The sequence below is a fragment of the Hydrogenophaga electricum genome (genome assembly GCF_030160815.1).
Classification (GTDB): domain Bacteria; phylum Pseudomonadota; class Gammaproteobacteria; order Burkholderiales; family Burkholderiaceae_C; genus Hydrogenophaga; species Hydrogenophaga electricum.
Genome location: NZ_BSPB01000045.1, coordinates 1 through 22838, shown reverse-complemented (window position 1 = coordinate 22838; position 22838 = coordinate 1). Strand labels below are relative to the sequence as shown.

Here is a 22838-nt window from a genome sequence, read left to right as displayed (position 1 = left end):
TGCGGAGCCTCAGTCCTTCAGCGACGACAGGAACTGCTGCAGCTCCGGCGTCTGTGGGTTGCCGAACAGCACCTCGGGCGGCCCCATTTCGTGCACGCGGCCCTGGTGCATGAAGATCACGCGGTCGGCCACCTTGCGCGCGAAGTTCATTTCGTGCGTGACCATCAGCAGCGTCATGCCCTCGTTGGCCAGGCTCTCCACCACGCGCAGCACCTCGCCCACCAGCTCGGGGTCGAGCGCGCTGGTGATCTCGTCGCACAGCAGCACGGCCGGCTCCATGGCCAGGGCGCGGGCGATGGCCACGCGCTGTTGCTGGCCGCCCGAAAGCTGGTCGGGCATGGCGTCGAATTTTTCGGCCAGCCCCACGCGCAGCAGCAGCTTGCGCGCGTGCTCGGCGGCGTCGACCTTGTCGGTCTTTTTCACCAGCGTGGGGGCCAGCATGATGTTGCGGCCCACGCTCAGGTGCGGGAACAGGTTGAAGCTCTGGAAGATCATGCCCACGTGCTGGCGCAGCTCGCGCATGGCCATGGGGCTGTCGTAGAGCAGCGGCTTGCCGTCGACGGTGAGCGCGCCTTCCTGGAACACCTCCAGCCCGTTGATGCAACGCAGCAGCGTGCTCTTGCCCGAGCCGCTCTTGCCGATGATGGCGATCACCTCGCCGCGCGCGACCTTCAGGTCGATGCCCTTGAGAACCTCGTTCGTGCCGTAGGACTTGCGCAGCGCCGTGATCTGGACGATGGGGGCCTGGGGTTCGGTGGAAGTGGAAACGTTCATGGCTGAGGTGCGCGTGGCGCGCCGGAGAGGATAAGACGGGGGGAAGCCGCGAAGCGGCGCAGGGGGTTCATCGTGTCTTCCGCTCCAGGAACTTGGCGTAGAGGCTGATGGGGTAACACAGCACGAAGTACATCAGCGCCACGCAGGCGAAGACGGTGAAAGGCGCGTAGGTGACGTTGGAGATCATGTTGCCGGCGCGCGTGAGTTCGACGAAACCCACCACCGACGCCAGGGCCGTGCCCTTGATCACCTGCACCAGGAAGCCAACGGTGGGCGGGATGGCGATGCGCAGCGCTTGCGGAAAGATCACGTGCTGCAACTGTTCGCCGAAGTTCATCGCCAGGCTTTGCGCGGCTTCCCACTGGCCTTTGGGAATGGCGGCCACGCAGCCGCGCCAGATTTCGGTGAGGAAGGCGCTGGTGTAGAGCGTGAGTGCCAGCGTCACCGACACCCAGGGCGAGACGTTGATGCCGAACAGCCCGATGCCGAAGTAGGCCAGGAACAGCTGCATCAGCAGCGGCGTGCCCTGAAAGACCTGGACATAGCCGGCGACGAAGCGCTCGGCCCCCGGCAGGCGCGCGATGCGGGCGATCAGCAGCAGCAGGCCGACCAGGCCGCCGCCCACGAAGGCGATGAGCGAGAGCACCACCGTCCAGCGCGCGGCCAGCAGCAGGTTGCGGACGATGTCCCAGAGCGTGAAGTCAACCATGGGGTGTTTCTTTCAGGTTTGCGCGAAGCCCCCGCTCAGCCCTCTCCACCGGCCTGTGACGCAGGGGGCCGTCCTGCCCGCGAAGGCGGGCATCCAGGGCATGGCTTTGGTGGTGCTGGATGCCCGCCTGCGCGAGCATGACGGCGGTGTGGAGCGGCATCGCGGTCATCGGCCGAAGACGAAGCGTGGCCCCGCCCAGTTGAGCGCCTTGCGCAGGCAGATCGCCAGCAGCAGGTAGATCACCGTGGCGACGATGTAGGCCTCGAAGGTGCGGAAGTTCTGCGCCTGGATCACATTGGCCGAATAGCTCAGCTCTTCGGTGGAAATCTGGCCGCACACGGCCGAGCCCAGCATCACGATCACGATCTGGCTCACCAGCGCCGGCCACACCCGCTTGAGCGAGGGCGGCAGCACCACGCGGGTGAACACCTGCACGCGGTTGAGTGCCAGGCTCAGCGCCGCTTCGATCTGGCCGCGCGGCGTGGCTTCGATGCCGGCGCGGATGATCTCGGTGGCGTAGGCGCCGAGGTTCAGCACCATCGCGATGATGGAAGCCGTCTCGGGCGAGAGCTTGACGCCCAGCGAAGGCAGGCCGAAGAAGATGAAGAACAGCTGCACGATGAACGGGGTGTTGCGGATCAGCTCCACATACGCCCCGCACACCCAGCGCAGCCAGGCGGGCCCGCTCGCGCGGGCCCAGGCACAGCCGACGCCGACCAGCAGGCCCAGCACCAGCGCGATCGCGGTCAGGCCCAGCGTCCACAGCACCCCCTGGAGCAGGAAGGGCCACTGGCTGAGCACCGCGCCGAAGTCGAGTTCGATAGGCATGGTCGGCTTTCGTCCGGGCGGGCGCTTATTCGCTCAGCGGCAGGTTGCCGGCGGCGCGGCCCAGCCACTTCTGCGCCATCTTGTCGAGGGTGCCGTCGGCCTTGGCGGCGACGATGATTTCGTTGACCTTGGCGCGCAGCGCGGGCTCGCCCTTGGCCACGCCGATGAAGTTCGGGCTGTCCTTGATGAGCAGCTTGAATTCGGCGCCCAGTTGCGGGTTCTTCTGCGCCATCAGGCCGGCGTTGGAGACGCTGGTGGCGATCAGCTGCGTCTGGCCGGCCACGAAGGCGGCGGTGCTGGCGGCCTGGTCTTCATAGCGCTTGAAGTCCATGCTGGCCGGGCCGACCTTGACCAGTTCCTGCTCTTCCATCGCGCCCTTGGCCACCGCAATGGTCTTGCCGCCCAGGTCGGCGAAGCTCTTGATCGACAGGCTCTTGGGGCCGTACACGGCCTGGAAGAAGGGCGAGTAGGCGTGCGTGAAGTCGATCACCTTCTCGCGCTCGGCGTTCTTGCCCAGCGTGGAAATCACCAGGTGCACCTGCTTGGTCTGCACATAGGGAATGCGGTTGCCGCTGATGACCGGCACCATCTGCAGCTTCACGCCCAGCTTGTCGGCGATCAGCTTGGCCATGTCGATGTCCAGGCCCTGGGGCTGCAGGTCGATGCCGACGAAGCCGTAAGGCGGGTAGTCGGTGGGCACCGCGATCTTGATCGTCTTGGCCTTGAGGATGTCGTCCAGCGCGGACTGGGCGTGTGCGGTGCCGGTGACGGCCAGCGCTGCCAGGGCGAGGGCAGAGGCGGTGAAGGCGCGTTTGTTCAGGGTGATCACAGCAGGGCTCCTAGGTAGGTTTCGGGAGGGGTGGGGGAAGCGGGCGCGGCCACGGCCGCGACAGAAGGGGGGGTGACCGGCGCCAGTGCCTGCCGCAGGTCGGCCAGCGGGTCGTCGGCGGGGGCCAGGCGCAGTGCGGCCTGCACCTGGCCGATGTGTTCTTCCATCAGGGCCTCGGCGTGTGCGGTGTCGCCGCGTTCCAGCGCTTCGACGATGGCCACGTGGTCCTGGCAGGACTGCACCGCGTCGTGCGTGCTCTGGTAGAGCATGGCGATGAGCGTGGTGCGTGCGGTGTAGTCGCGCAGCGTGTCGGCCAGCAACTGGTTGCCCAGGCATTCGGCCAGGCAGACGTGGAAGTCGCCCAGCAGGTAGCTGCGCTGCCCGATGTCGCTGCCCTTGAGCGCGGCCTGCTCCTGCTTCACATGCTGGCGCAGGCGTTTGATGGCGCTCTTGTTGACGGGGGACTGGCGGCGGATCAGCCCGGTTTCGATGACGCGGCGGGCCTCGAAGGCCTCGCGCGCCTCTTCGTGCGAGGGCTGCACCACGAACCAGCCGCGGCGCGAGCTGACGGTGACGATGCCGCGCGCCGCCAGCCGCACCAGGGCTTCGCGCACCAGGGTGCGGCTGCAGTCGAACAGCATCGACAGGTTCTGCTCGCCCAGGCGCGTGCCGGGGGCCAGGCGCTGCGCCAGGATGGCTTCGATGATGCGTTGGGCGATGTCGGTGGAACTGACCATGGTTTCGCTGCTTGCGAGAACCGTGCCATGCCATGCAGGCCTTGTATGCAAGATTTGAGCATCAGATGTGTGCGCAGAACTGACCAGGCAGGTGCGTGCGCACCACCAGGGACAGGTTGGCTGGTCCGAAACGGGGCGGGCACCCGCACGGACGAGGGGCGCCGGGGCGGGTTCTGGTGCGCCTCAGGCGGGTGCGGCGAGGGCGCGCAGGTCGGCCTCGTAACCTTTGAGCACCTGCACCGCGCGTTCGCGCTGGGCGGCGCTGGTGCGGTTATGCAGCGCCGCGTACTCGGCGCAGCCATGGGCGATCCAGGGCGCGCCCGGGTCATCCGCCTGGGGCAGACCGCGCACGAACCAGTCGCGCAGCGCGGCCACGGCGGGCGCGGGCACGGCGGCGCCGGTGGCGAGCGGCCCGCCCTGCGCGGCCTGGAGCTGGCGGATCAGGCGCAGCAGTTCGTCCTGCCGGGCCCGGCGCTCGGCCAGCAGGCGTTCGGCATCGAACGGGGCGTCACGCAGACCCTGGCGCACCTGTGCCACCTGCTCGGGCGAGAGCCGGCCGTACAGCATTTCATAGCGGTCCACCGCCTTGTCCACGCGGCGCTGCAGGCGCTGGGTGGGGGTGCCGCGCAGGAAATCCTTTTCAAATTCGCGGTTGCGCTTGGCGTGGTGCCGCTCCAGGTGCTGCAACTGGGCGGGCGAGAGCTGCAGCGCGACGCGTGCCAGCGGTTCGGCGCCCTGGTCCGCCAGCCGCACCACGGCCGCACGCAGCGCGCCGTACTGTGCGCAACTCTGGGCGCCGGTGGTGTTCTGGGGGGCCATGGCCTGCCAGGTGCCCAGCAGGCCGATGTAGGCGGGCAGCTCGTCCTGCCGGTGCCAGGCCGCGAAGCGGTCGATGTCCTGGCGCAGCGCCGCGCTCTGCGCGTCGTTCAGGTCGACATAGCCGTCGACCCACCAGTACAGCGCGGCGGGGGCCTGGCTGTAGGCCAGCCGCAGCACGCTGCAGCCCGTCAGTGCCAGGGCGGCCAGCAGCAGCGCGGCCAGGCGCCAGCGCGTCAGCAGGCGGCGGGCGGCCGCCAGTGGGGGCGCGATAATCCGCCCCACGATGGCAAAGGGGTGCATGGGCGCCCCGTAAGAGGTGTTCATGTCGTTCCCTGTGGATGTGGTGGTGATGGCGGCCGGCAAAGGCACGCGCATGAAAAGCCGGCGGCCCAAAGTTTTGCACCGTTTGGGCGGACGTGCACTCGCGCAGCATGTGATTGACACGGCCGTGCGGCTTTCCGCTCGCCAGGTGGTGGTGATCACCGGTCACGAGGCCGCGCAGGTGGAAGCGGGGCTGGCGGCGCCGGGCGGTGCGGGCACGGCCCTGGGCTTCGTGCGCCAGGAGCCGCAACTGGGCACCGGCCACGCGGTGCAGCAGGCGGTGCCTGTGCTGGCCGACGACGGCGTGACCCTGGTGCTTTCGGGCGACGTGCCGCTGACCCAGGCCGACACCTTGCAGGCGCTGCTGGCGCTGTGCGGCGGCCAGTGCCTGGCGCTGCTGACGCTGGACCAGCCCGATCCCACGGGCTATGGGCGCATCGTGCGCGGCACCGACGGCGCGGTGCAGGCCATTGTGGAGCAGAAGGACGCGAGCGAGGCGCAGAAAGCCATCACCGAGATTTACAGCGGCATCATGGCCGTGCCCACGCGGCTGCTGCGTGGCTGGCTGGCGCGGCTGGACAACCGCAACGCCCAGAACGAGTACTACCTGACCGACGTGGTCAAGTTCGCCGTGGCCGACGGCGTGCCGGTGCAGGCGCACCGCATCACCGACGCCGCGCAGGTGGCGGGCGTCAACAGCCCGAAACAACTGGCCGAGCTGGAGCGCGCCTACCAGGGGCGCCGCGCCCACGAACTGCTGGAGCAGGGCGTGCGCCTGGCCGACCCGGCACGTTTTGACGTGCGTGGTGAGCTCCAGTGCGGGCCCGACGTGGAGATCGACGTCGGCTGCGTGTTCGAAGGCCGCGTGGTGCTGGGCGAGGGCGTGCGCATCGGCGCGCACTGCGTGATCGCCAACGCCACCCTCGCCGCGGGGGCGGTGATCCACCCATTCACCCACATCGACGGCGAAAAAGCCGGTGTGAGCGTGGGCCCTGGCGCGCTGATCGGTCCGTTTGCCCGGCTGCGCCCGGGTGCCCAGCTGGGCGCCGAGGTGCACATCGGCAACTTCGTCGAAGTCAAGAATTCGACCCTGGCCGACGGGGCCAAGGCCAACCACCTGGCCTACCTGGGCGACGCCACGGTGGGCGAGCGCGTGAACTACGGCGCCGGCAGCATCACCGCCAACTACGACGGCGCCAACAAGCACCGCACCGTGATCGAGGCCGACGTGCACGTGGGCAGCAACTGCGTGCTGGTGGCGCCCGTGACGCTGGGTGCTGGCGGCACGGTGGGCGGCGGCTCCACCATCACCAAGGACACGCCGGCCGGCGCGCTGAGCGTGGCGCGCGGCAAGCAGGTGAGCATCCCGAACTGGCAGCGGCCGCGCAAGAACCCACCCAAAGCCTGACGCGGCGCGGGTCGCCGCGCCTCAGTGCCGCTGGTGCAGTGTGGGCACGCGCTTGCTGTCGGTGGCCGGTGCGCGGCCGGGGCGCTGCGCCGGTCGCACGGCCGGCTCCGGGGGGCGTGACGAGGGGCGCTGAGGCGCCTCGCCGCTTTGCGGCCCCAGTTCCATCAGGCCGCTCAGGCCCAGCACGTCCGAATCGCGGAAACCGGTGGTGGGGTAGAGCTGGTCGAACTGCGAAAAATGCGATTCGAGCTGCTGACGCGGCGTTTCGGGTTCGGGCTCGCGTTCGCGCTGGATCGGGCGGGGCAGCTCCGCCAGGTCGAGCTGGCGGCGGAAGTCGTTGGGCGAAGGCATGCGGTGGATGCCGTTCTTGAGGAACACGAAACGCACCCCGGCCGTCTTGAGCATGCGGTTCTTGAGCTTGAGCTTGTGCGCCTTGGCCTTGGCGTTGCTCAGGTGGTATTGCTCCACGTCGAACGCGAAGATCGCGCGGCCGTCGGCGCTGCAGACCACGTAGTCGACCCGGTGCCCGTCGAGCCGCTTGACAGCGCGCTGCCGGTCGCTGGCGCGGCGCACACCCAGCAGTGCACTCAGGCGCACATCGGCCAGGATCTCTTGCCCGGGAAAGCTGTCGTGCAGGTAGTCCAGCATGGCCAGCTGTTCGGCGGTCAGCAGCGGTTGCGGTTCGTAGCGATCGTCGCGACCGCTGTTTTTCGGGAAATAGCGGCGGTACAGCCACACGCCCAGCGCCACCAGCGCAACGGCGATCAGCAGTCCCAGGGCCAACGGCAGCATGAGCAGTCCTCCTGAAGCATGAATACTTTCGTGCGGTCGATTCTAGGAGCCGGTTACGCGCCGGTTCTTCAATTAACCCTTTGTTACTACGGTGTGTGAGGCGGAGGGGTCATCCGGGCCGGCAGTGGCAGGCGCGGATCGAACTTGGCGCGCTTGACGCTGAAGAAAGCCTTGACGTTACGCACATTGGCGTCGGCCGTGAAGAGGCGTTGTGCCAGGGCCAGATAGGCGGGCATGTCGGGCGTGTGCACCACCAGCATGAAGTCGGGCCCGGGGCTGACGCGGTAGCACTGCTGCACCGCCGGGTCGGGCACGACGCGCGCTTCGAACGCGTCCAGGTGCTCGGCGCCCTGCCGTTCCAGCGTGATTTCCACCATCGCCGTGAGGCCGTGTCCGATCAGCGGGGCCAGGCGGTCCGGGCTGAGCACGGCCACCACCCGTTCGATGGCGCCGATCTCGCGCAGCCGCTTCACGCGCCGCAGGCTGGTGGGCGGCGACACGTGCGCCAGCGCCGCCGTGTCCTGGTTGCTGCGGCTGGCGTCGGTCTGCAGCAGGTCGAGCAGGCGCAGATCGGTGTCGTCGATGAACTCTGATTCCATAAACTAATAAAAATTGAAATAATCAATCTCTATGCTGGATTTGTGAAATTATCGTTCATGTATACGACGATTGAGAGTGCTTATTCCGAGATGATGTGCCTACCATCACGGCACCTCATCTCTTGGAGCAAAACCTATGTGTGGCATCGTCGCAGGCGTTTCGGGTCGTGACATCGTTCCTGTGTTGGTTCAGGGTTTGCAGCGGCTGGAATACCGGGGCTACGACTCCTGTGGCGTTGCCATTCACGACGGCAGCCTGCGCCGCGCGCGCAGCACGGCCCGCGTGGCCGAACTGGTGCAACAGGTGCAGCAGGAAGCCATCGCCAGCGGCACCGGCATCGCCCACACGCGCTGGGCCACGCACGGCGCGCCCGCCGTGCACAACGCCCACCCGCACTTCAGTCACGGCCCGGCGGCGGCCCAGGGCGCAGCCGGCCGGGTGGCGCTGGTGCACAACGGCATCATCGAAAACCACGACGAACTGCGTGCCGCCCTGCAGGCCAAGGGCTACGTGTTCGAAAGCCAGACCGACACCGAAGTCATCGCTCACCTGATCGACTCGCTCTACGACGGCGACGTGTTCGCCGCCCTGCAGGGCGCGGTGGCGCAACTGCACGGCGCCTACGCGCTGGCCGTGTTCCACAAGGACGAACCGCACCGCGTGGTCGGTGCGCGCGCCGGCTCGCCGCTGGTGCTGGGCGTGGGCGACGGCGGCAAGGAACACTTCCTGGCCAGCGACGCCATGGCCCTGGCCGGCGTGACCGACCAGATCGTCTACCTGGAAGAGGGGGATCTGGTGGACCTGCAACTGGGCCGCTACTGGGTGGCCGATGGCCAGGGCCGCAGCTTCGACGCCGCACAGCGCCCGGTGCGCACCGTGCACGCGCACAGCGGTGCGGCCGAGCTCGGCCCCTACCGGCACTACATGCAAAAAGAGATCTTCGAGCAGCCGCGCGCCATCGGCGACACGCTCGAAGGCGTGGAAGGCATCACCCCCGAACTGTTCGGTGACGGCGCCTATGGCGTGTTCAAGCAGATCGACCGCGTGCTCATCCTCGCCTGCGGCACCAGTTACTACAGCGGCTGCGCCGCCAAGTACTGGCTGGAGGCGATCGCCCGCATTCCCTGCGACGTGGAAGTGGCCAGCGAATACCGTTACCGCACCAGCGTGCCCAGCCCCAGGACCCTGGTCGTCACCATCAGCCAGAGCGGCGAAACCGCCGACACCCTGGCCGCCCTGCGCCACGCGCAAGGCCTGGGCATGACGCACACGCTGACCATCTGCAACGTGGCCACCAGCGCCATGGTGCGCGAGTGCGAGTTGGCCTACATCACGCGGGCCGGCGTGGAAATCGGCGTCGCGTCCACCAAGGCCTTCACCACCCAACTGGCCGGCCTGTTCCTGCTCACGCTCGCACTCGCGCAGGTGCGTGGCCAGATCAGCGAGGAGCAGGAAGCGGCCCACCTCAAGGCCATGCGCCACCTGCCCGTGGCACTGCAGGCCGTGCTGGCGCTGGAGCCGCAGGTCATCAGTTGGGCCGAAGACTTCGCGCGCATGGACAACGCCCTGTTCCTGGGCCGCGGCCTGCATTACCCGATCGCGCTGGAAGGTGCGCTCAAGCTCAAGGAAATCAGCTACATCCACGCCGAGGCCTACCCGGCCGGCGAACTCAAGCACGGGCCGCTCGCCCTGGTCACCAGCGCCATGCCGGTGGTGACCGTAGCGCCCAACGACACCTTGCTGGAGAAGCTCAAGAGCAACATGCAGGAAGTGCGCGCCCGCGGCGGCGTGCTCTACGTGCTGGCCGACGCCGACACCCGCATAAGCAGCAGCGAAGGCATCCACGTCATCCGCATGCCCGAACACTACGGTGCACTCTCTCCCATCCTGCACGTGGTGCCGCTGCAACTGCTGGCATACCACACGGCCCTGGCCAAGGGCACGGACGTGGACAAGCCGCGCAACCTGGCCAAGAGCGTGACGGTGGAGTGATGGGGGAAGCAGCGCGGGCGATCCCGTCGATGAGTTTGAGATCAGTCCTCCACCCTTGGCTATGGGGTCGTTGGCGGTAAGGTGTTTGAGGTCCAGGGGGCTTTCCCCTGACCGGCGAGGAAAGCCACTGACGCCAAGTGCGGACGGACACAGGGAAGGCTGCGGTCCAGCACTTCGCTGGGCTTGGCAGTGCAGCCGTTCAAGCCTTCATCGCGGTTGCATGTGCCCATTGTGCGCCGACCGCTGCTCTGCTCGGCCGAGGCTTTCTGTGAGCGCTTTGAGGCTCTTGGGCAGGAACACGTGGGGGAGCGCAATCAGTTGATGCGTATGCCGGTGGCCTTGACCACCGGTTCCCACTTCTTCATCTCGGCTTGGAGGTAGGCGTTGTATTCCTCGGGCGTGGAAGCAATGGGCTCCTGCCCGATGTCGCGCACGCGCGCAGCGATCTCGGGCAGGGCCAGCACGGCGGCGAAGTCGTCGCGGATGCGGCGCACCAGCGCCGGCGGCGTGCCGCCGCGTACCACCAGGCCGAACGCGCCGGAGAAGTCGTAGCCCGGCACCGCCGAGGTCATGAGCGGCGCGTTCGGCGTGAGCGGCGAGGGTTGCGCACCGAGCGTGCCGATGAGCTTGAGCTTGCCGCTGCGCGTGTGCTCCACCGCGCTCTGCAGAACCGGGTCGACCAGCAGTTGCACGTGGCCGCCGAGCAGGTCGTTCAGGGCCTGCGCGCTTCCCTTGTAGGGCACGTTCTGCATGCGCGTGCCGGCCATGCTGTTGAGCAGTTCCATGCCCAGGTAGGTCTGCGTGGTGGCGAAGGCGTAGGCCACCTTGCCCGGCTCGCTGCGTGCCAGCGCCATCAGCTCCGCCGGCGTGTTGGCGGGGAAGGACGGGTGGGCGTAGAGCGCCATGTGAAAGCGTGTCAGCAGCATCACGCCAGTGAGGTCCTTGAGCGTGTTGTATGGCAGCTTGCTGCTGAGCAGCGGATTGGTGACATGCGAGCCGGTGACGATGCCCAGCGTGTGTCCATCGGGCATCGACTTGGCGACGACGTCGGTGCCCAGCGTGGTGTTGGCCCCCGGCTTGTTCTCGATGACGACGGGCTGCTTCCATTCCACCGAAAGGCGTTCGGCTATCTGGCGGGCCAGCGTGTCGGTGGCGCCACCGGACGGGAACGGGACCACCAGCCGCACGGGGCTACTCGGCCATTCCTGTGCGGCCAGAGGGGTAACGGCTGCGGCCATGGCGACGATGAAGGCTGCGAACCAGCGGCCAGGCAAATTGCCCATGTCGGTCTCCTGTCGGGTGTTCTGGATGTCAGCCTTGAGGAGGCTGGTGGCGTGCACCGGCCATGCACACCAGCAGGCGGCAGGGGCTGCCGCTGCGGTTGCGCCAGGCGTGCCGCGTGCCGTTTTGTACGGCGGTGTCGCCCGTGCGCAGCAGGGTCTCGCGACCATCGTCCAGCTCCAGAACAATCTCGCCCTCAAGCACGTAGATGAAGTCGATGGTGTCGGAGCGGTGCATGCCCGGATGGTCAGGCTCCATCTTCTCGAGCAAACCTGGCAGCAAGCGATCGGCATCGGCGCGGGCGACAACCAGGTCGGTGCCCGGAGCAGGTGCTTCGCGTGTGGCGGGGATGGTGAAAATCAGGAAACGGTGGCCGCCTTCAGGTGGGAAATAGCTCGGCGATCCGCTTTCGCGGCCATCGTCGGGGAATGTGGAGATCCCTGGCGTGCTCCACAGCATGTGAAAGCCCAGTCCGGGCATCAGGGCGGCCGTGGACGCCTCAACCTCGCGGTCTTCCGTGAAGATGGCCTTGCCCTGGGCGTTGTGGCCGGTGATGACTTGGCGGACTCGCATCGTTCAGTCTGCCGTGCCTAGGCTGCCGCCACCATCGACGGTGATCTGGATGCCTGTGACGTAACTGGATGCAGGCGAAGCCAGGAACAGCGCTGCGCCTTGCAGATCCTGTGGCGTGGCCAACCGATGCATGGGGATGAAGCGCTCGAACGGTGCACGTGCCGCCGGGTCCTGAAGCCGGCCGCCACCGATGTTGGTGATGACCGGTCCCGGTGCAATGCCGTTGACCTGGATGTTGTGCGCTGCCAGTTCCAGCGCAGCCTGACGCACCAGTTGCCCTTGGGCGGCTTTCGAGATCACATAGAGCGTACTCACCATGGTTTCGGTCTTGTGCAGTGCGACCGTGGTGGTCACGATGATGCGACCTCCCGGGTTGCGCTTGAGCGCCGGCGTGACGAGCTGGATCGTGCGCAGCGTGCCGCCCAGGTTCACTGCCACTGCACGTTCGAAGGTGTCGAACGACAGGTTCTCCAGCGACGCGGAGGGATTGCGTTGGCCGTCGCCGGTGAGAAATCCCGGTCCCGCGCTGACGCCGGCGTTGGCGAACACCACGTCGATGCCGCCTTCGGCCGCGATCATGGCATCGATGGCGGTTCTGAGCGCGACACTGTCGGTGACGTCGGCCACCGTGGTGCGTACCGTGGCGCCATCCTGGCGCAGCAACTCGGCCACCGCTGCGAGGGCCTCGCCATCCTGGTCGATGAGCGTGAGCCGCGCACCGTTGGCGGCCATCGCTTCGGCGATACCGCGGCCAATGCCGCTGGCGGCGCCGGTAATCAGTGTGCGGCGGCCCGTGACGTCGAAAAGTTGGGAGATTTTCATGAGTGAACCAGATAGAGCGCGATGCCGGGGAAGATGGTGAGGATGATGAGGCGCAGGATGTCGACCCAGAAGAAGGGCATGATTCCGCGGTAGATGGTGCTCAGGGGAATGTCGCGCGCAATGCCGCCGATGACGAACACGTTTATGCCGATCGGTGGCGCGATCATGCCGATCTGGATGACCATCACCATCATGATTCCCCACCAGATCGGATCGAAGCCAAGGCCGACAATCATGGGAAACACAAAGGGGGTGGTAAGAATCATGGCGGCGATGTCGTCAAATACCGCGCCGAGCAAGATGTACATCACGATCACTACCGCGAGCACCACGTAGGGATTCAGATGGGCATCCTCGACCATCGTGACCAGCGCTTGCGGTGCCTCGGTGATCGTCAGGAAGTAGCTGAACAGTGCCGCGCCGATCACCATCAGAAAGATCATTCCCGTGTTCTGTGCGGTCTCCACAGCGATCCCTTTGAGCTCGCGCATCCAGGCGCTTCGCGGCACGTGTGCGAGGAAGAACGCCATGGTCAGGCCAAGTCCCATCGAGGCGGATTCAGCCACTGTGAACAGACCCGAGTACAGGCCTGCGACAACGGCGCCCAGGACCAGGAAGCCGCGCCAGGTGTGCAGGATGGAAGCCCAGCGTTGGCGCATCGGAACAGGGGCGAAGGCGGGCCCCGCCGCCGGATCACGTTGCGTGACGTAGACCACCGCAAGGCAGTAAAGGACCATGGCCAGAAGGCCGGGCAGTATGCCTGCGACAAACAGGTCGAGCACGAACTGTTCGGTCAGCACGGCATAGATCACCATCACGATCGACGGCGGAATGAGGATGCCCAGTGTGCCCCCGCTGGCAATGCTTCCAGTGGCCAGGCTCGGCTTGTAGCCGCGATCCAGCATTTCTGGCAAGGCGACGCGCCCCATGGTGGCTGCGGTGGCCACGGAGGAGCCGCACAAGGCGCCGAAACCCGCACAACCCACGACCGTGGCCATGGCAAGACCGCCGCGGTGGTGACCGACCCATTGGCTGGCCATGCGGTAGATATCTGACGAGATGCCTGCTCGGGCACCCAGGCTGCCCATGAGCAGAAAGAGCGGGATGGTGATGAGATCCGAACTGGAAAGGGCGCTGGCGATCTCGACCGAAATGGTGCCCAGCGCCGCTGGGATGGTGGCCAGCATGGCGAACAGGGTAAGGCCCGAAATGGCCATTGCGACACCGATCGGTACATGCAGAGCCATGAGCAGCAGCATGACCCCGATGCCAAGCAGCAGGATGAGGATGGGGTTGTCTAGGAGCATGATCTCAGGAGGCGCGGTGTAGCGCACGCAGACAGATGCGAAGCTGGATCCAGGCGGACAGCAAGAGCAGCAAGGTGACGGCTACCCAGGTTGGGGCGACCGGCCAGGCGAGGGTCGGGGTTTTGAATCCAGTGCTCCAGTCCGATATCGCCCTTTCGGCCATCTTCCAGGCAAACACCAGCAGCAGCGGAACCAAGCTCATCTGGCCGACGGTGTCCAGTGCCCGTGCCGTGCGTTGCCCGATGGCTTCACCGAGGAAACGCACGGCGATCATGTGTCCGCTTTCCAGGGCCGCTGGGAAGCAGCAGGCGATGGCAATCGGATAGGAAAGTTGTGCCACATCGGCCACCCAGGACTGGGGAATGTTGAACAGCCAGCGAGCGATGACGTCGATGCCGATAAGAATGACATTGGCCAGCAGGACCCCCAAACCGGCGCAGGCGAGCCTGTCGCCTGCGCTGACGTCTGGGGTGGTCGCTGGCGCCATGGGGGCGTCCAGCTTCATTTTTCTTCTGCTGCGCCTTTGCGGAAGGTTTCGAGCAGCTTGTCGCGACCCGGTTGCTCCTTCACCCAGTTGTTGACAACCGTGTCAAAGGCGGTGCGTATGCGTGCGCTATCCGAGGCCGGAAAATTGATGGCCGTGTGGTCCTTTTCCTTCAGATAGCTGGAGCGGTATTCACTGACAGCGTCGTCGAATGCCTTGCCGCCCGTCTGCGCATACGCGAGGCCACCGTGTTTGGCGAAAGCGGCTTTTGCCGCCTCGGGCAGAGACGCGTATCGCTGAGCGTTGATAGGCAGAATGATCGCGACGCGGCCAAAGTCGACGTCGACGTGATGGCTGGTCGTGCGGTCCACGCGGAATTCCTTGATCCCGATCCAGTCCATGAGGACGCCATCGAGGAGATTGCGGGAAAGGGCTTCGGCGATTTCGGGGCCCCTGATGTTGCCCACCGCCGCCCCCCCCAGGTTGTTCATGGCGTCCATTTGCAGGGCACCAGCGGCGCGGACTTTTTGGCCCGCCAGATCCGCCACTTTGCTCAGGGGCTTCTTCATGTGCAGCACATTGGATGCGGTGGTGACCAGCCCCAGTACTTTCACTTTGTCGGGTGTGGGAATCTGGCCCGCTTCGAGAGCGCGCCAGGCGCCGACCGAGGCAGCGCGTGTATTTCCGGCAACCCCAGGGAGTTGTGTGACGTCATAGGCGTCGAATGCGCCAGGCGTGTAGGCGGGGAGCACGATGGCCACGTCGGCAGTGCCTTCCTGCACCAGCTTGAGTTGTTCAGCCGGTGCCCGGCCCAGCGTCCCCCCGGGAAACCACTTGTATTCGAGAGTGCCCTTTGAGTCGGCCACCACGCGGTCCAGAAACGGAATGACGATGGCTTGGTTCAGAAAGCCCTGCGGCGGCATGAAGCTGGCTACGCGCAAGGTGACTTTTTCCTGGGCGAGCACCTGCGGAGCGACCAGCAATGTGGTGAGGCTGATGGCGCAGGTGGCGAACAGGCGCTTGCGTCGGGTGTCGCGAGGACGCAGGCCGTCGCGCATGAGGGGGAAGTTCATTTTGTCTCCTGTATGAGGGTGCGGCGTGCTGATCGCCACCGCTTTTTTATATTGACATATCTAGAAATGGGATGTCAAGAAATTGTGAGCCTTGGAACTCAATCTGCGTTCATGTGCGGGACCTGGGCTTCAATCCGGCGCAGAAGCGACCAGAGCTGCGTGATCTCTTCCTCATTGAAGGCGGCAACGAGCCGCTGCTGTCGCTTGCGCGCCGAGTCGCGCAGCTTGCGGTAGAGCGCCGTCCCCTCCGGCGTCATGTGCGCGATGGCGGCCCGCCCGCGCCGATTGGTCTGCTCAATGTCGATGAGACCCCGCTCCTGCAGCAGACGCAGACTCTTGCTGGCAGCGGCGTAGTCGATATCGGCCTTTTCCGCCACCTCGCGCACGATCAGCTCGCTGTTGGTGCCCAGCGCCATCATGACTCGCCACTCCGACATGCCCATGTTGAAGTTTTTTCGGTAGTGGTTCGAAGCGCCATTGGCCAGTCGATTGGCGACACCCATGATGTAGGCGGCCAAGTACCGGTTGACGTCGGCATCTGCCCCGCTGACTTCGGCCGTTCGGCTGGCGGCGCGTTTCGGAGGCGTGGTCGTCTGGCTGCTGCGTGTGGCTGGTTTGCTTGTGCTCATGGCGGTTCTTTCGGTGTGTGGTCAGGTGTCTTCGAAGCCTTGAGGGCTGAGCATGCCACAAGTCAATATTGACAATCCATTTATAGACATGTCAATATAAAAAAGTCAAAACACTGGAGACACACCTCATGACCAGAAAACTGCGCAGCAACTTCCCTCGAGGGTCCTATCTGTGGGCAGTACGGAATGCGCAATGGCAGGCACTCGGCATTCCTGAGGCCGACTGCGAAAAACCGAAAATCGCCATCGTCAACAGTTCTTCGGGGCTGGCCGCCTGTTTTGCCCACCTCGACGGCATCGTGCCGGTTCTCAAGGAGGCGATTCGCGCGGCGGGGGCGATTGCGTTCGAGGTGCGCACCGCCGCCCCGAGCGACTTCGTGATCGGTGCGGGCGGCCGGGGCGGCTACATCCTGTCCACCCGCGACCTTGTCACCAATGATGTGGAGGTGGCGGTCGAGGGGGCGCAGCTCGATGGCATGGTGTGCCTCACTTCATGCGACAAGACCGTTCCGGGGCAGCTCATGGCTGCAGGGCGCCTCAACATTCCGACGCTGATGGTGGCCTGTGGCTACCAGCCCAGCGGGGAATATCAAGGGGAGCACGTCGACATCGAAGACGTGTTCGTCGGGGCGATGCATGCACAGGTAGGCCATCTGGCGATGGACAAACTCATCGGCATGAGTCGCAACGCGATTCGGGGACCGGGTGTGTGTTCGGGCATGGGAACCGCCAACTCCATGCACATCGTGTGCGAGGCCTTGGGTATGGCGTTGCCGGGCAGTACCCCGGTGGCGGCCAACAGTGAAGCCATGTTCGAGACGGTGCGCCGCGCAGGCCAGCGTATTGTGGAAATGGTCTGGGAAGACTTGAAGCCGCGTGACATCCTGCAGACGGCTGCTTTCGGCAATGCGGTGAAAACCATTCTCTCGGTAGGCGGCTCGGTGAACACGGTGAAGCACCTCCAGGCAGTGGCGACCGAATCGGGTTGCGGTGCCGACGTGTACGGGATGTTCGAGCGCTTCGCGGACGAGGTCCCCGTGCTGGCCGGTGTGCGTCCCGTGGGCGAGCATTTCATTGAAGCGTTCGAAAGCGCAGGCGGCGCGCGTGCCGTGATGAAACAGCTTGGCGATCTGCTCGATACCGAGGTGGTGACGTGCACCGGCCGGACGCTGGCGCAGAACCTGCACGGGGTGGAGGTTGCCGATGAGGAGGTCATCCGACCGCGTTCGCGCCCCGTGGCGAACAAGCCCGCGATCATGATGCTGAGGGGCAATCTTGCGCCCGAGTACGGCATCGTCAAGACGGGCGTGATCGAGCGCAAGGTGCGGCGGTTCAGCGGGCCGGCGATCTGCTTTTCCACATCCGACGCCGCCATCGCGGCTCTCAAGAACGGAGAGATCCGGCCAGGACACGTGGTGGTCATGCGGGGCGCCGGCGTGTGCGGAGGGCCGGGCATGGGCGGCGGTTCCTCGCGCATGGTGTTCGCGATCGATGGCGCTGGTCTGGGCGAGCAGGTGGCGATGCTCACCGACGGGCATCTTTCGGGATTGGTGTGCAAGGGCCTCGTTGTGGCCGAGGTCTCTCCGGAAGGCGCGGTCTGCGGGCCACTGGCGCTGGTGGAAGACGGTGACACCATCAGCATCGATCTCGATACGCGGCGCTGTGACCTGGAAGTGTCGCCAGAAGAAGTCGCCCGTCGCCGAGCGGCCTGGAAGCCATCGCCGAAGCAGTTCGACTCAGGCTGGTTGCAGATCTACCGCCGCAATGTAGGCCCGCTTACCGAAGGTGCCGTGCTCGTCACGCCGCGCTGACCTTTCGACACCGAACAACAGGAAACCCTATGGACCCGAAAACCGGCATGCTCACCACGCAGCGGGGCGACGAACGCTTTCTTTCGTCCGACATCTTCGATCGCAAAGACCAACGCCCACCGCGGCCCGATCACGGTACCTGGAGCGAGCCCGGCCGCGATATCCCCGTTTACCACGTGTGCGATGTGCTCGTGGTGGGCGGTGGGCCGTCAGGCACCGCCGCTGCTGCCGCAGCGGCGCGTGCCGGCGCCAACGTGACGCTGCTCGAGCGCTACAACCACCTTGGTGGCCTGTCCACCGGTGGTCTGGTGATCTGGATCGACCGGATGACGGACTGGAGCGGTGAACTCGTGATCCGTGGTTTTGCCGAAGAGATCTTCGACCGCCTGCCGACGGAAGCCATTGCCGGGCCGGACCGTGCAGACTGGGGGTCACAGGACGCGGACAAGAGCGCACACTGGTCCCAGCGCACCGCGGCCTACCACGGCATCGTCACGTGGTCACCTACGATCGATCCCGAGCGGCTGAAGCTCCTGAGCCAGCAGATTGTTCTGGAGCGTGGTGTCAAACTGGTCTATCACTCCTGGGCCGCGGAGCCGCTGGTGGAAGCGGGGCGAGTTACCGGCGTGGCTTTCGAGAGCAAAGAAGGGCGCATGGCGATCAAGGCCAAAGTGGTGGTGGATGCAACTGGCGACGGTGATCTCTTCGCGCGCGCTGGTGCCGCGTACACCAACGACATCGAAGCGGCCGATGTGCACCACTGCATGAACACCGCCTGGTTGTTCGGTGGCGTGGACATGACACGCTGGATCGGGTTCAAGGCCGGGCAGCCCGATGCGTTTGCTGCCTTCATGGCAGAAGGGCGGGAGCAGTGCGGCCTTTTTGAGCGTCCTTTTGTTTCGTGGCGCAACGACGTGGCGCTGTTCATGGGACCCCGCCAGACGGGCTATTCGGCGCTCGATGTGGACGACCTGACGGCGGTCGAAGTGCGTTCGCACCGCGCCATGGAGCAGCATCTGGACTACTTCCGGGCCCACGCGCCAGGGTTTGAGAATGCCTACATGATGCTAAGCGCTCCACAGATCGGCGTGCGCCATGCGCGCCGCCTCAAAGGGGTCGACGCCGTGTTGCGCTCGCGCTGGTCCGACGGCACCGCACTGCGGGACGAAATTGGCGTCTCTCCCGCGGTCTCGCCCAAGTTCCCGAACATCTCGATTCCTTATGGCGCGTTGGTGCCCGAGTCGCTCAATGGTCTACTGGCCTGCGGTCGCCACATTTCCTGCGACCGGAACTCGCATGGTTTCATGCGCGAGATTCCCCAGTGCTGGATCACCGGTCAAGCGGCGGGCGTGGCCGCAGCCCTGGCCGTGGCGCAAGGTGTGCAGCCGCGCGCGGTGGACGTGCGCGCGTTGCAGGCGTCGCTGAAGGCGCAAGGGGCCTACCTGCGGGCTGGCGAACTGGTTTCGGCCTGAGTCCACCATGCGATTGACCGACGACGAGCAGGCGATGCTCGATGGCCGCGATGGCCCTGCTGTTCAGCGGGCCATGGATTTGCTGCTGCGCTATGGCCGTGCACTCGGGGCTGAGCGCTTGGTGGAAACCAACAATGTGGTCGCCTCCATCAGTGCGACGACACCTTTCATGCGCGACTATGCCCGCCAGCGTGGCGGGATGGATGGGGTGTTTTCCGAGTTCAGCCTCGACAGCGACGATGTGGTGCCGATCCCCAGAGTCCGCGCGTTCACGACCCATGTGCAACTGGGTTTCGACCCCGGCAATGCCGCACTGATGGGGGTTGATGAGCAGACGGTTCGCTTCTACCAGCAGGGGGAGGCGTACATCACGGGCTTGGGCGTGCAAGCCACGAATACCTGCACGCCCTACCAGGTGGGCAACATCCCGACGCGCGGTGAGCACTGCGCCTGGATGGAGTCATCGGCAGTGATCTACTGCAACTCGGTGATCGGCGCACGGACCAACACTGAGGGGCGGGAGAGCGTCGGCGCCGCAATGCTCACTGGCCGTATTCCTTACTGGGGTTACCACCTGGATGAGAATCGGCGCGGCACGCACCACATTCAACTGGCGGTACCGGTCGAGTCGACGGCCGACTGGGGGTTGCTGGGTTACTGGATCGGCGAACAGGTTCAGGACCGCGTGCCTGTCGTCGAAGGCATTGGCAAGCTGCCCAACCTGGCGCGGCTCAAGCATTTTGGCGCCTCGGCGTCCTCCTCGGGGGGGGTCGAGATGTACCACCTGGTGGGCGTAACACCCGAAGCGCCCAGTGTGGCGCAGGCGTTCGGTGGCAATTACCCTGTAGCGCAATTGCGCTATGGCGAGCGCGAACGCCGCGACGCCTGGGAAAAGCTGAATCACACGGGGCGTGACACCCAGGTGGATTACGTGATGCTGGGCTGTCCGCACTACACCATCGAACAGATCTGGGAGGCGGCGCGTTTGCTCGAAGGCCGCAAGGTGCATGCGGATTGTGAGCTGTGGATCTTCACGCCGCGTGCGATCAAGTCGCTCGCCGACCGCAATGGCTACACCCGGATCATTGAGGATGCGGGAGGCCACTTGCTGACGGACAGCTGTTCGGCCATGAGCCGTGCGGCTCCGAAAGGCACACGCGTGGTGGCGCTCGATTCGGCCAAGCAGGCGCACTATCTGCCCGCCATTCTGGGTGTTCAAGCCTGGTTCGGCGACCTGGCCGAGTGCATCGATGCCGCTTGCACGGGCCGGTGGAACGGAGGGCTTTCATGATTGCGAGCGAGAATGGGAAGGACGAAGTTCGTGTCCTGCGGGGGCGGTGTGTGGTGCCCGGCGTGGCCGAGGGGGAGGCGTTGGTGACACGCGATGCCATTTCGGGCTGGGGCGGCATCGATTCGCGCACCGGCACGATTGTGGAAACCCGTCATGAGTTGCGTGGCGTGAGCTTCGCAGGCAAGGTGCTCGTGTTTCCGGGCGCGAAGGGGTCCTCCGGATGGTCGAACGCATTCCACCTGACGCGATCACTGGGTGTGGCGCCGGCTGCCATGCTGTTCAATCAGATGAGCACGAAGCTCGCGCTGGGGGCGGTGGTGACGAGGTCGCCGTCGATGACCGCATTCGACCAAGACCCGCTGGCGGAGATTGAAACGGGGGACTGGGTTCGGGTGGATGCCGACCGTGGTCTGGTCGAAATCAGGAAGCGGCGCGCGACTGTTTGAGCGTGCTGCGTCTGTTGAAGAGCGCCCGGGCACATGTTCTGTGGTGGGCAACGACCTGGAGGTCGTCAGCTGAATCGGGTCTCTGGTCGGTGAAGTACCCGTGGCGGCGCCGCACCGCTCAGCCCTTGGGTCATACCTGACGCGCACTCGATCCACGCACCATCAGCGTCCCCTCCAGCACGATGCGGCGCGGCGGCCGCGCGGGTTCGGCCATGCGTTGCAGCAGCAGTTCGGCCGCGCTGCGGCCGATGTCGGCGGTGGGCTGGGCCAGCACGGTGACGGCGGGCTCGGGTAGGGTGGTCCAGTCGTTGTTGTCGAAGCCGGCCAGCGCGATGTCGGTGGGCATGGTCAGGCCGGCGGCGCGGATGGCTTTCCAGGCGCCCAGCAGCAGCAGGCCATTGGTGGCGAGCAGGGCGTCCGGGCGTTCGGCCGGGTCAGTGGCGAGCAGTGGCGCGGCGGCGGCCTGGCCTTCGTCGGCGGTGGGGCGCAGCGGCAGCACCTGCGGCGCCAGCCCGCGCTCGCGCAGCGCCGCTTCGTAGCCGGCCTGGCGTTCGCGGCCGGTGCTGCTGCGCGATCCGGCCAGCAGCGCAATGCGGCGGCAACCCTGGTCGAGCAGGTGCTCGGTGAGCCGGCGCGCGGCGTGTGCGTTGTCGAGCAGCACCAGGTCGGTGGGGGTGTCGTCGGGCGCGCGGTCGACCAGCACCACCGGGAACGGGTGCTGGTCGGCGCGGAAGCGCCGCGTCAGTTCGGGCGTGGGCGAGAGGATCACGCCGCTGGCCTGTTCGTCGGCCATCAGCTCCAGGTAGGACTGTTCCTTGGCCGGGTCTTCGTCGCTGTTGCACAGGATCAGGCGCAGGCCGTGGCGGTAGGCCATGTCTTCCACCGCGCGGCTGATGTCGGTGAAGAAGGGGTTGCGGATGTCCGAGACGATCAGCCCGATCAGCGACGCGCGCTGCTGGCGCAGCCGGCGTGCCGCGAGGTTGGGGCGGTAACCCAGTTCGGCAATGGCCTGCTGCACGCGCTGGCGCAGGTCGGGCCGGACGGCGTCGGGCTGGCTGAGCACGCGCGAGACGGTGGTGGTGGAGGCGTTGGCGCGCCGGGCCACGTCTTTGATGCTGGGCGGGTGCGGGCTGCTGGGGTCGGCTGGCATGGGGCGGAATCTGGTATCGATTCCTGAATTCTGCCTCCGGAAGCCGGTTGATCCGCATCAGAAGCGGGTCGATTTCCTGGGGTTAACCCGCATAAATGGCCCAAAAACAGCGCTCTACAGTGGACAGGGTGGTGGCAAATCGCATAATCCGCGAAATGGTATCGATACCAAAATGTTAGGAGACATCATGGATCTTCCCGTGCAAGTCCAACTCGGGGCGGTGGTTGCCGACCGCGACAGCGCCATCCGCGCCGCCGGCGCTCTGCTGGTGCAGGCCGGTTTCTGCGACCCCGCCTATGCCGACAGCCTGCTGCGGCGCGAGCAGGTGGCCACCACCTGGATGGGCCAGGGTCTGGCGGTGCCGCACGGCATGGTGGAAGACAAGGGCCTGGTGCGCCGCACCGGTCTGGCGGTGCTGCAGGTGCCTGCGGGCGTGGCCTGGGACGAGCCCGGTCACACGGTGCGACTGGTGGTGGCGGTGGCCGCCGCGTCGGACCAGCACATCGCGGTGCTGCGCCGCCTGACCCGCCTCATGGCCGACGGCCCGCGCCTGCAGGCGCTGATGGCGACGACCGACGCCGATGAGATCGTGGCCGCGCTGACCCGTGACGCCGCCGCGCCGGCCGCTGCGCCCGCGGCGGTGGCCGATGGGCCGCTGGCCGAAGACCTGGTGCTCGACTACCCGAACGG

The 22838-nt window shown here is 66.1% G+C and carries 23 protein-coding genes; 7 read left to right on the top strand and 16 right to left on the bottom strand.

The window, feature by feature from the left end:
- Positions 1 to 9: 9 nt before the first annotated feature.
- The 6 genes from QQK43_RS18390 to QQK43_RS18365 all read right to left on the bottom strand — a co-directional run bounded on the left by QQK43_RS18390 (position 10) and on the right by QQK43_RS18365 (position 5020).
- Entirely contained in the window at positions 10 to 774 is a 765-nt protein-coding gene (locus QQK43_RS18390) for an amino acid ABC transporter ATP-binding protein (RefSeq protein WP_284308931.1), read from the bottom strand.
- 67 nt (positions 775 to 841) lie between these two features.
- Positions 842 to 1483 carry an amino acid ABC transporter permease gene (locus tag QQK43_RS18385; RefSeq protein ID WP_234267436.1) on the bottom strand — a complete coding sequence of 214 codons (642 nt, stop codon included), beginning with the start codon at positions 1481 to 1483 and terminating at the stop codon, positions 842 to 844.
- 165 nt (positions 1484 to 1648) lie between these two features.
- The gene (locus QQK43_RS18380) at positions 1649 to 2311 is read right to left on the bottom strand and encodes an amino acid ABC transporter permease (RefSeq protein ID WP_284308930.1); all 663 of its coding nucleotides are present in this window, start codon (positions 2309 to 2311) and stop codon (positions 1649 to 1651) included.
- A gap of 25 nt (positions 2312 to 2336) precedes the next feature.
- On the bottom strand, positions 2337 to 3137 hold the full coding sequence (locus tag QQK43_RS18375) for a transporter substrate-binding domain-containing protein (protein WP_370465310.1): 801 nt from the start codon (positions 3135 to 3137) through the stop codon (positions 2337 to 2339).
- Positions 3137 to 3877, bottom strand: coding sequence for a GntR family transcriptional regulator (locus QQK43_RS18370; protein WP_234267438.1), 741 nt, complete (start codon positions 3875 to 3877; stop codon positions 3137 to 3139). Before QQK43_RS18370 ends, QQK43_RS18375 begins: the two co-directional genes overlap by 1 nt.
- 183 nt (positions 3878 to 4060) lie before the next feature.
- Complete coding sequence (locus QQK43_RS18365) at positions 4061 to 5020, bottom strand: DUF6279 family lipoprotein (protein ID WP_284308929.1); 960 nt, start codon at positions 5018 to 5020, stop codon at positions 4061 to 4063.
- On the opposite strand from QQK43_RS18365, the gene glmU reads away from it, so the two are divergent.
- Positions 5019 to 6425 (top strand): bifunctional UDP-N-acetylglucosamine diphosphorylase/glucosamine-1-phosphate N-acetyltransferase GlmU, encoded by a 1407-nt coding sequence (glmU, locus tag QQK43_RS18360; protein WP_284308928.1) that lies wholly within the window; start codon positions 5019 to 5021, stop codon positions 6423 to 6425. The two genes, QQK43_RS18365 and glmU, sit on opposite strands and share 2 nt — an antisense overlap.
- Positions 6426 to 6446: 21 nt before the next feature.
- Here glmU and QQK43_RS18355 read toward each other — a convergent pair whose 3' ends face one another.
- Positions 6447 to 7217, bottom strand: coding sequence for a DUF2726 domain-containing protein (locus QQK43_RS18355; protein ID WP_284308927.1), 771 nt, complete (start codon positions 7215 to 7217; stop codon positions 6447 to 6449).
- An 86-nt stretch (positions 7218 to 7303) separates the two neighbouring features.
- Positions 7304 to 7816, bottom strand: a complete 513-nt coding sequence (locus tag QQK43_RS18350; protein ID WP_234267442.1) for an Lrp/AsnC family transcriptional regulator — start codon at positions 7814 to 7816, stop codon at positions 7304 to 7306.
- 136 nt (positions 7817 to 7952) lie between these two features.
- On the opposite strand from QQK43_RS18350, the gene glmS reads away from it, so the two are divergent.
- Entirely contained in the window at positions 7953 to 9809 is a 1857-nt protein-coding gene (gene glmS, locus QQK43_RS18345) for a glutamine--fructose-6-phosphate transaminase (isomerizing) (RefSeq protein ID WP_234267443.1), read from the top strand.
- Positions 9810 to 10123: 314 nt separating this feature from the next.
- On the opposite strand, the gene QQK43_RS18340 is transcribed toward glmS, so the two are convergent.
- From QQK43_RS18340 to QQK43_RS18310, 7 genes are all read right to left on the bottom strand, one after another.
- On the bottom strand, positions 10124 to 11092 hold the full coding sequence (locus tag QQK43_RS18340; RefSeq protein ID WP_284308926.1) for a Bug family tripartite tricarboxylate transporter substrate binding protein: 969 nt from the start codon (positions 11090 to 11092) through the stop codon (positions 10124 to 10126).
- A gap of 28 nt (positions 11093 to 11120) precedes the next feature.
- Positions 11121 to 11663: a cupin domain-containing protein gene (locus QQK43_RS18335; RefSeq protein ID WP_284308925.1), complete on the bottom strand. Its 543-nt coding sequence runs from the start codon at positions 11661 to 11663 to the stop codon at positions 11121 to 11123.
- Positions 11664 to 11666: 3 nt separating this feature from the next.
- On the bottom strand, positions 11667 to 12485 hold the full coding sequence (locus tag QQK43_RS18330; RefSeq protein WP_284308924.1) for an SDR family NAD(P)-dependent oxidoreductase: 819 nt from the start codon (positions 12483 to 12485) through the stop codon (positions 11667 to 11669).
- Positions 12482 to 13792: a TRAP transporter large permease gene (locus QQK43_RS18325; RefSeq protein WP_284308923.1), complete on the bottom strand. Its 1311-nt coding sequence runs from the start codon at positions 13790 to 13792 to the stop codon at positions 12482 to 12484. The genes QQK43_RS18330 and QQK43_RS18325 overlap by 4 nt, the downstream gene beginning before the upstream one ends.
- Before the next feature lie 4 nt (positions 13793 to 13796).
- Complete coding sequence (locus QQK43_RS18320; protein WP_284308922.1) at positions 13797 to 14297, bottom strand: TRAP transporter small permease; 501 nt, start codon at positions 14295 to 14297, stop codon at positions 13797 to 13799.
- The gene (locus QQK43_RS18315; protein ID WP_284308921.1) at positions 14294 to 15349 is read right to left on the bottom strand and encodes a type 2 periplasmic-binding domain-containing protein; all 1056 of its coding nucleotides are present in this window, start codon (positions 15347 to 15349) and stop codon (positions 14294 to 14296) included. Before QQK43_RS18315 ends, QQK43_RS18320 begins: the two co-directional genes overlap by 4 nt.
- Before the next feature lie 98 nt (positions 15350 to 15447).
- Positions 15448 to 15978, bottom strand: a complete 531-nt coding sequence (locus tag QQK43_RS18310) for a MarR family winged helix-turn-helix transcriptional regulator (protein WP_284308918.1) — start codon at positions 15976 to 15978, stop codon at positions 15448 to 15450.
- A gap of 128 nt (positions 15979 to 16106) precedes the next feature.
- On the opposite strand from QQK43_RS18310, the gene ilvD reads away from it, so the two are divergent.
- The 4 genes from ilvD to QQK43_RS18290 are packed head-to-tail and all read left to right on the top strand — an operon-like array spanning position 16107 to position 20998.
- Positions 16107 to 17789: a dihydroxy-acid dehydratase gene (gene ilvD / locus QQK43_RS18305; RefSeq protein ID WP_284308917.1), complete on the top strand. Its 1683-nt coding sequence runs from the start codon at positions 16107 to 16109 to the stop codon at positions 17787 to 17789.
- 47 nt (positions 17790 to 17836) lie between these two features.
- Positions 17837 to 19261, top strand: coding sequence for an FAD-dependent oxidoreductase (locus QQK43_RS18300; RefSeq protein ID WP_348533544.1), 1425 nt, complete (start codon positions 17837 to 17839; stop codon positions 19259 to 19261).
- Between the two features lie 7 nt (positions 19262 to 19268).
- A complete protein-coding gene (locus QQK43_RS18295; protein ID WP_284308915.1) occupies positions 19269 to 20552 on the top strand; it encodes an aconitase X in 1284 nt (427 codons plus the stop codon).
- On the top strand, positions 20549 to 20998 hold the full coding sequence (locus QQK43_RS18290) for an aconitase X swivel domain-containing protein (RefSeq protein ID WP_284308914.1): 450 nt from the start codon (positions 20549 to 20551) through the stop codon (positions 20996 to 20998). Before QQK43_RS18295 ends, QQK43_RS18290 begins: the two co-directional genes overlap by 4 nt.
- A 130-nt stretch (positions 20999 to 21128) precedes the next feature.
- On the opposite strand, the gene QQK43_RS18285 is transcribed toward QQK43_RS18290, so the two are convergent.
- Positions 21129 to 22148 carry a LacI family DNA-binding transcriptional regulator gene (locus QQK43_RS18285; RefSeq protein WP_284308913.1) on the bottom strand — a complete coding sequence of 340 codons (1020 nt, stop codon included), beginning with the start codon at positions 22146 to 22148 and terminating at the stop codon, positions 21129 to 21131.
- Positions 22149 to 22335: 187 nt separating this feature from the next.
- On the opposite strand from QQK43_RS18285, the gene QQK43_RS18280 reads away from it, so the two are divergent.
- On the top strand, positions 22336 to 22838 hold a 503-nt coding region (locus QQK43_RS18280; RefSeq protein WP_284308912.1), incomplete at its 3' end, for a PTS mannitol transporter subunit IIA.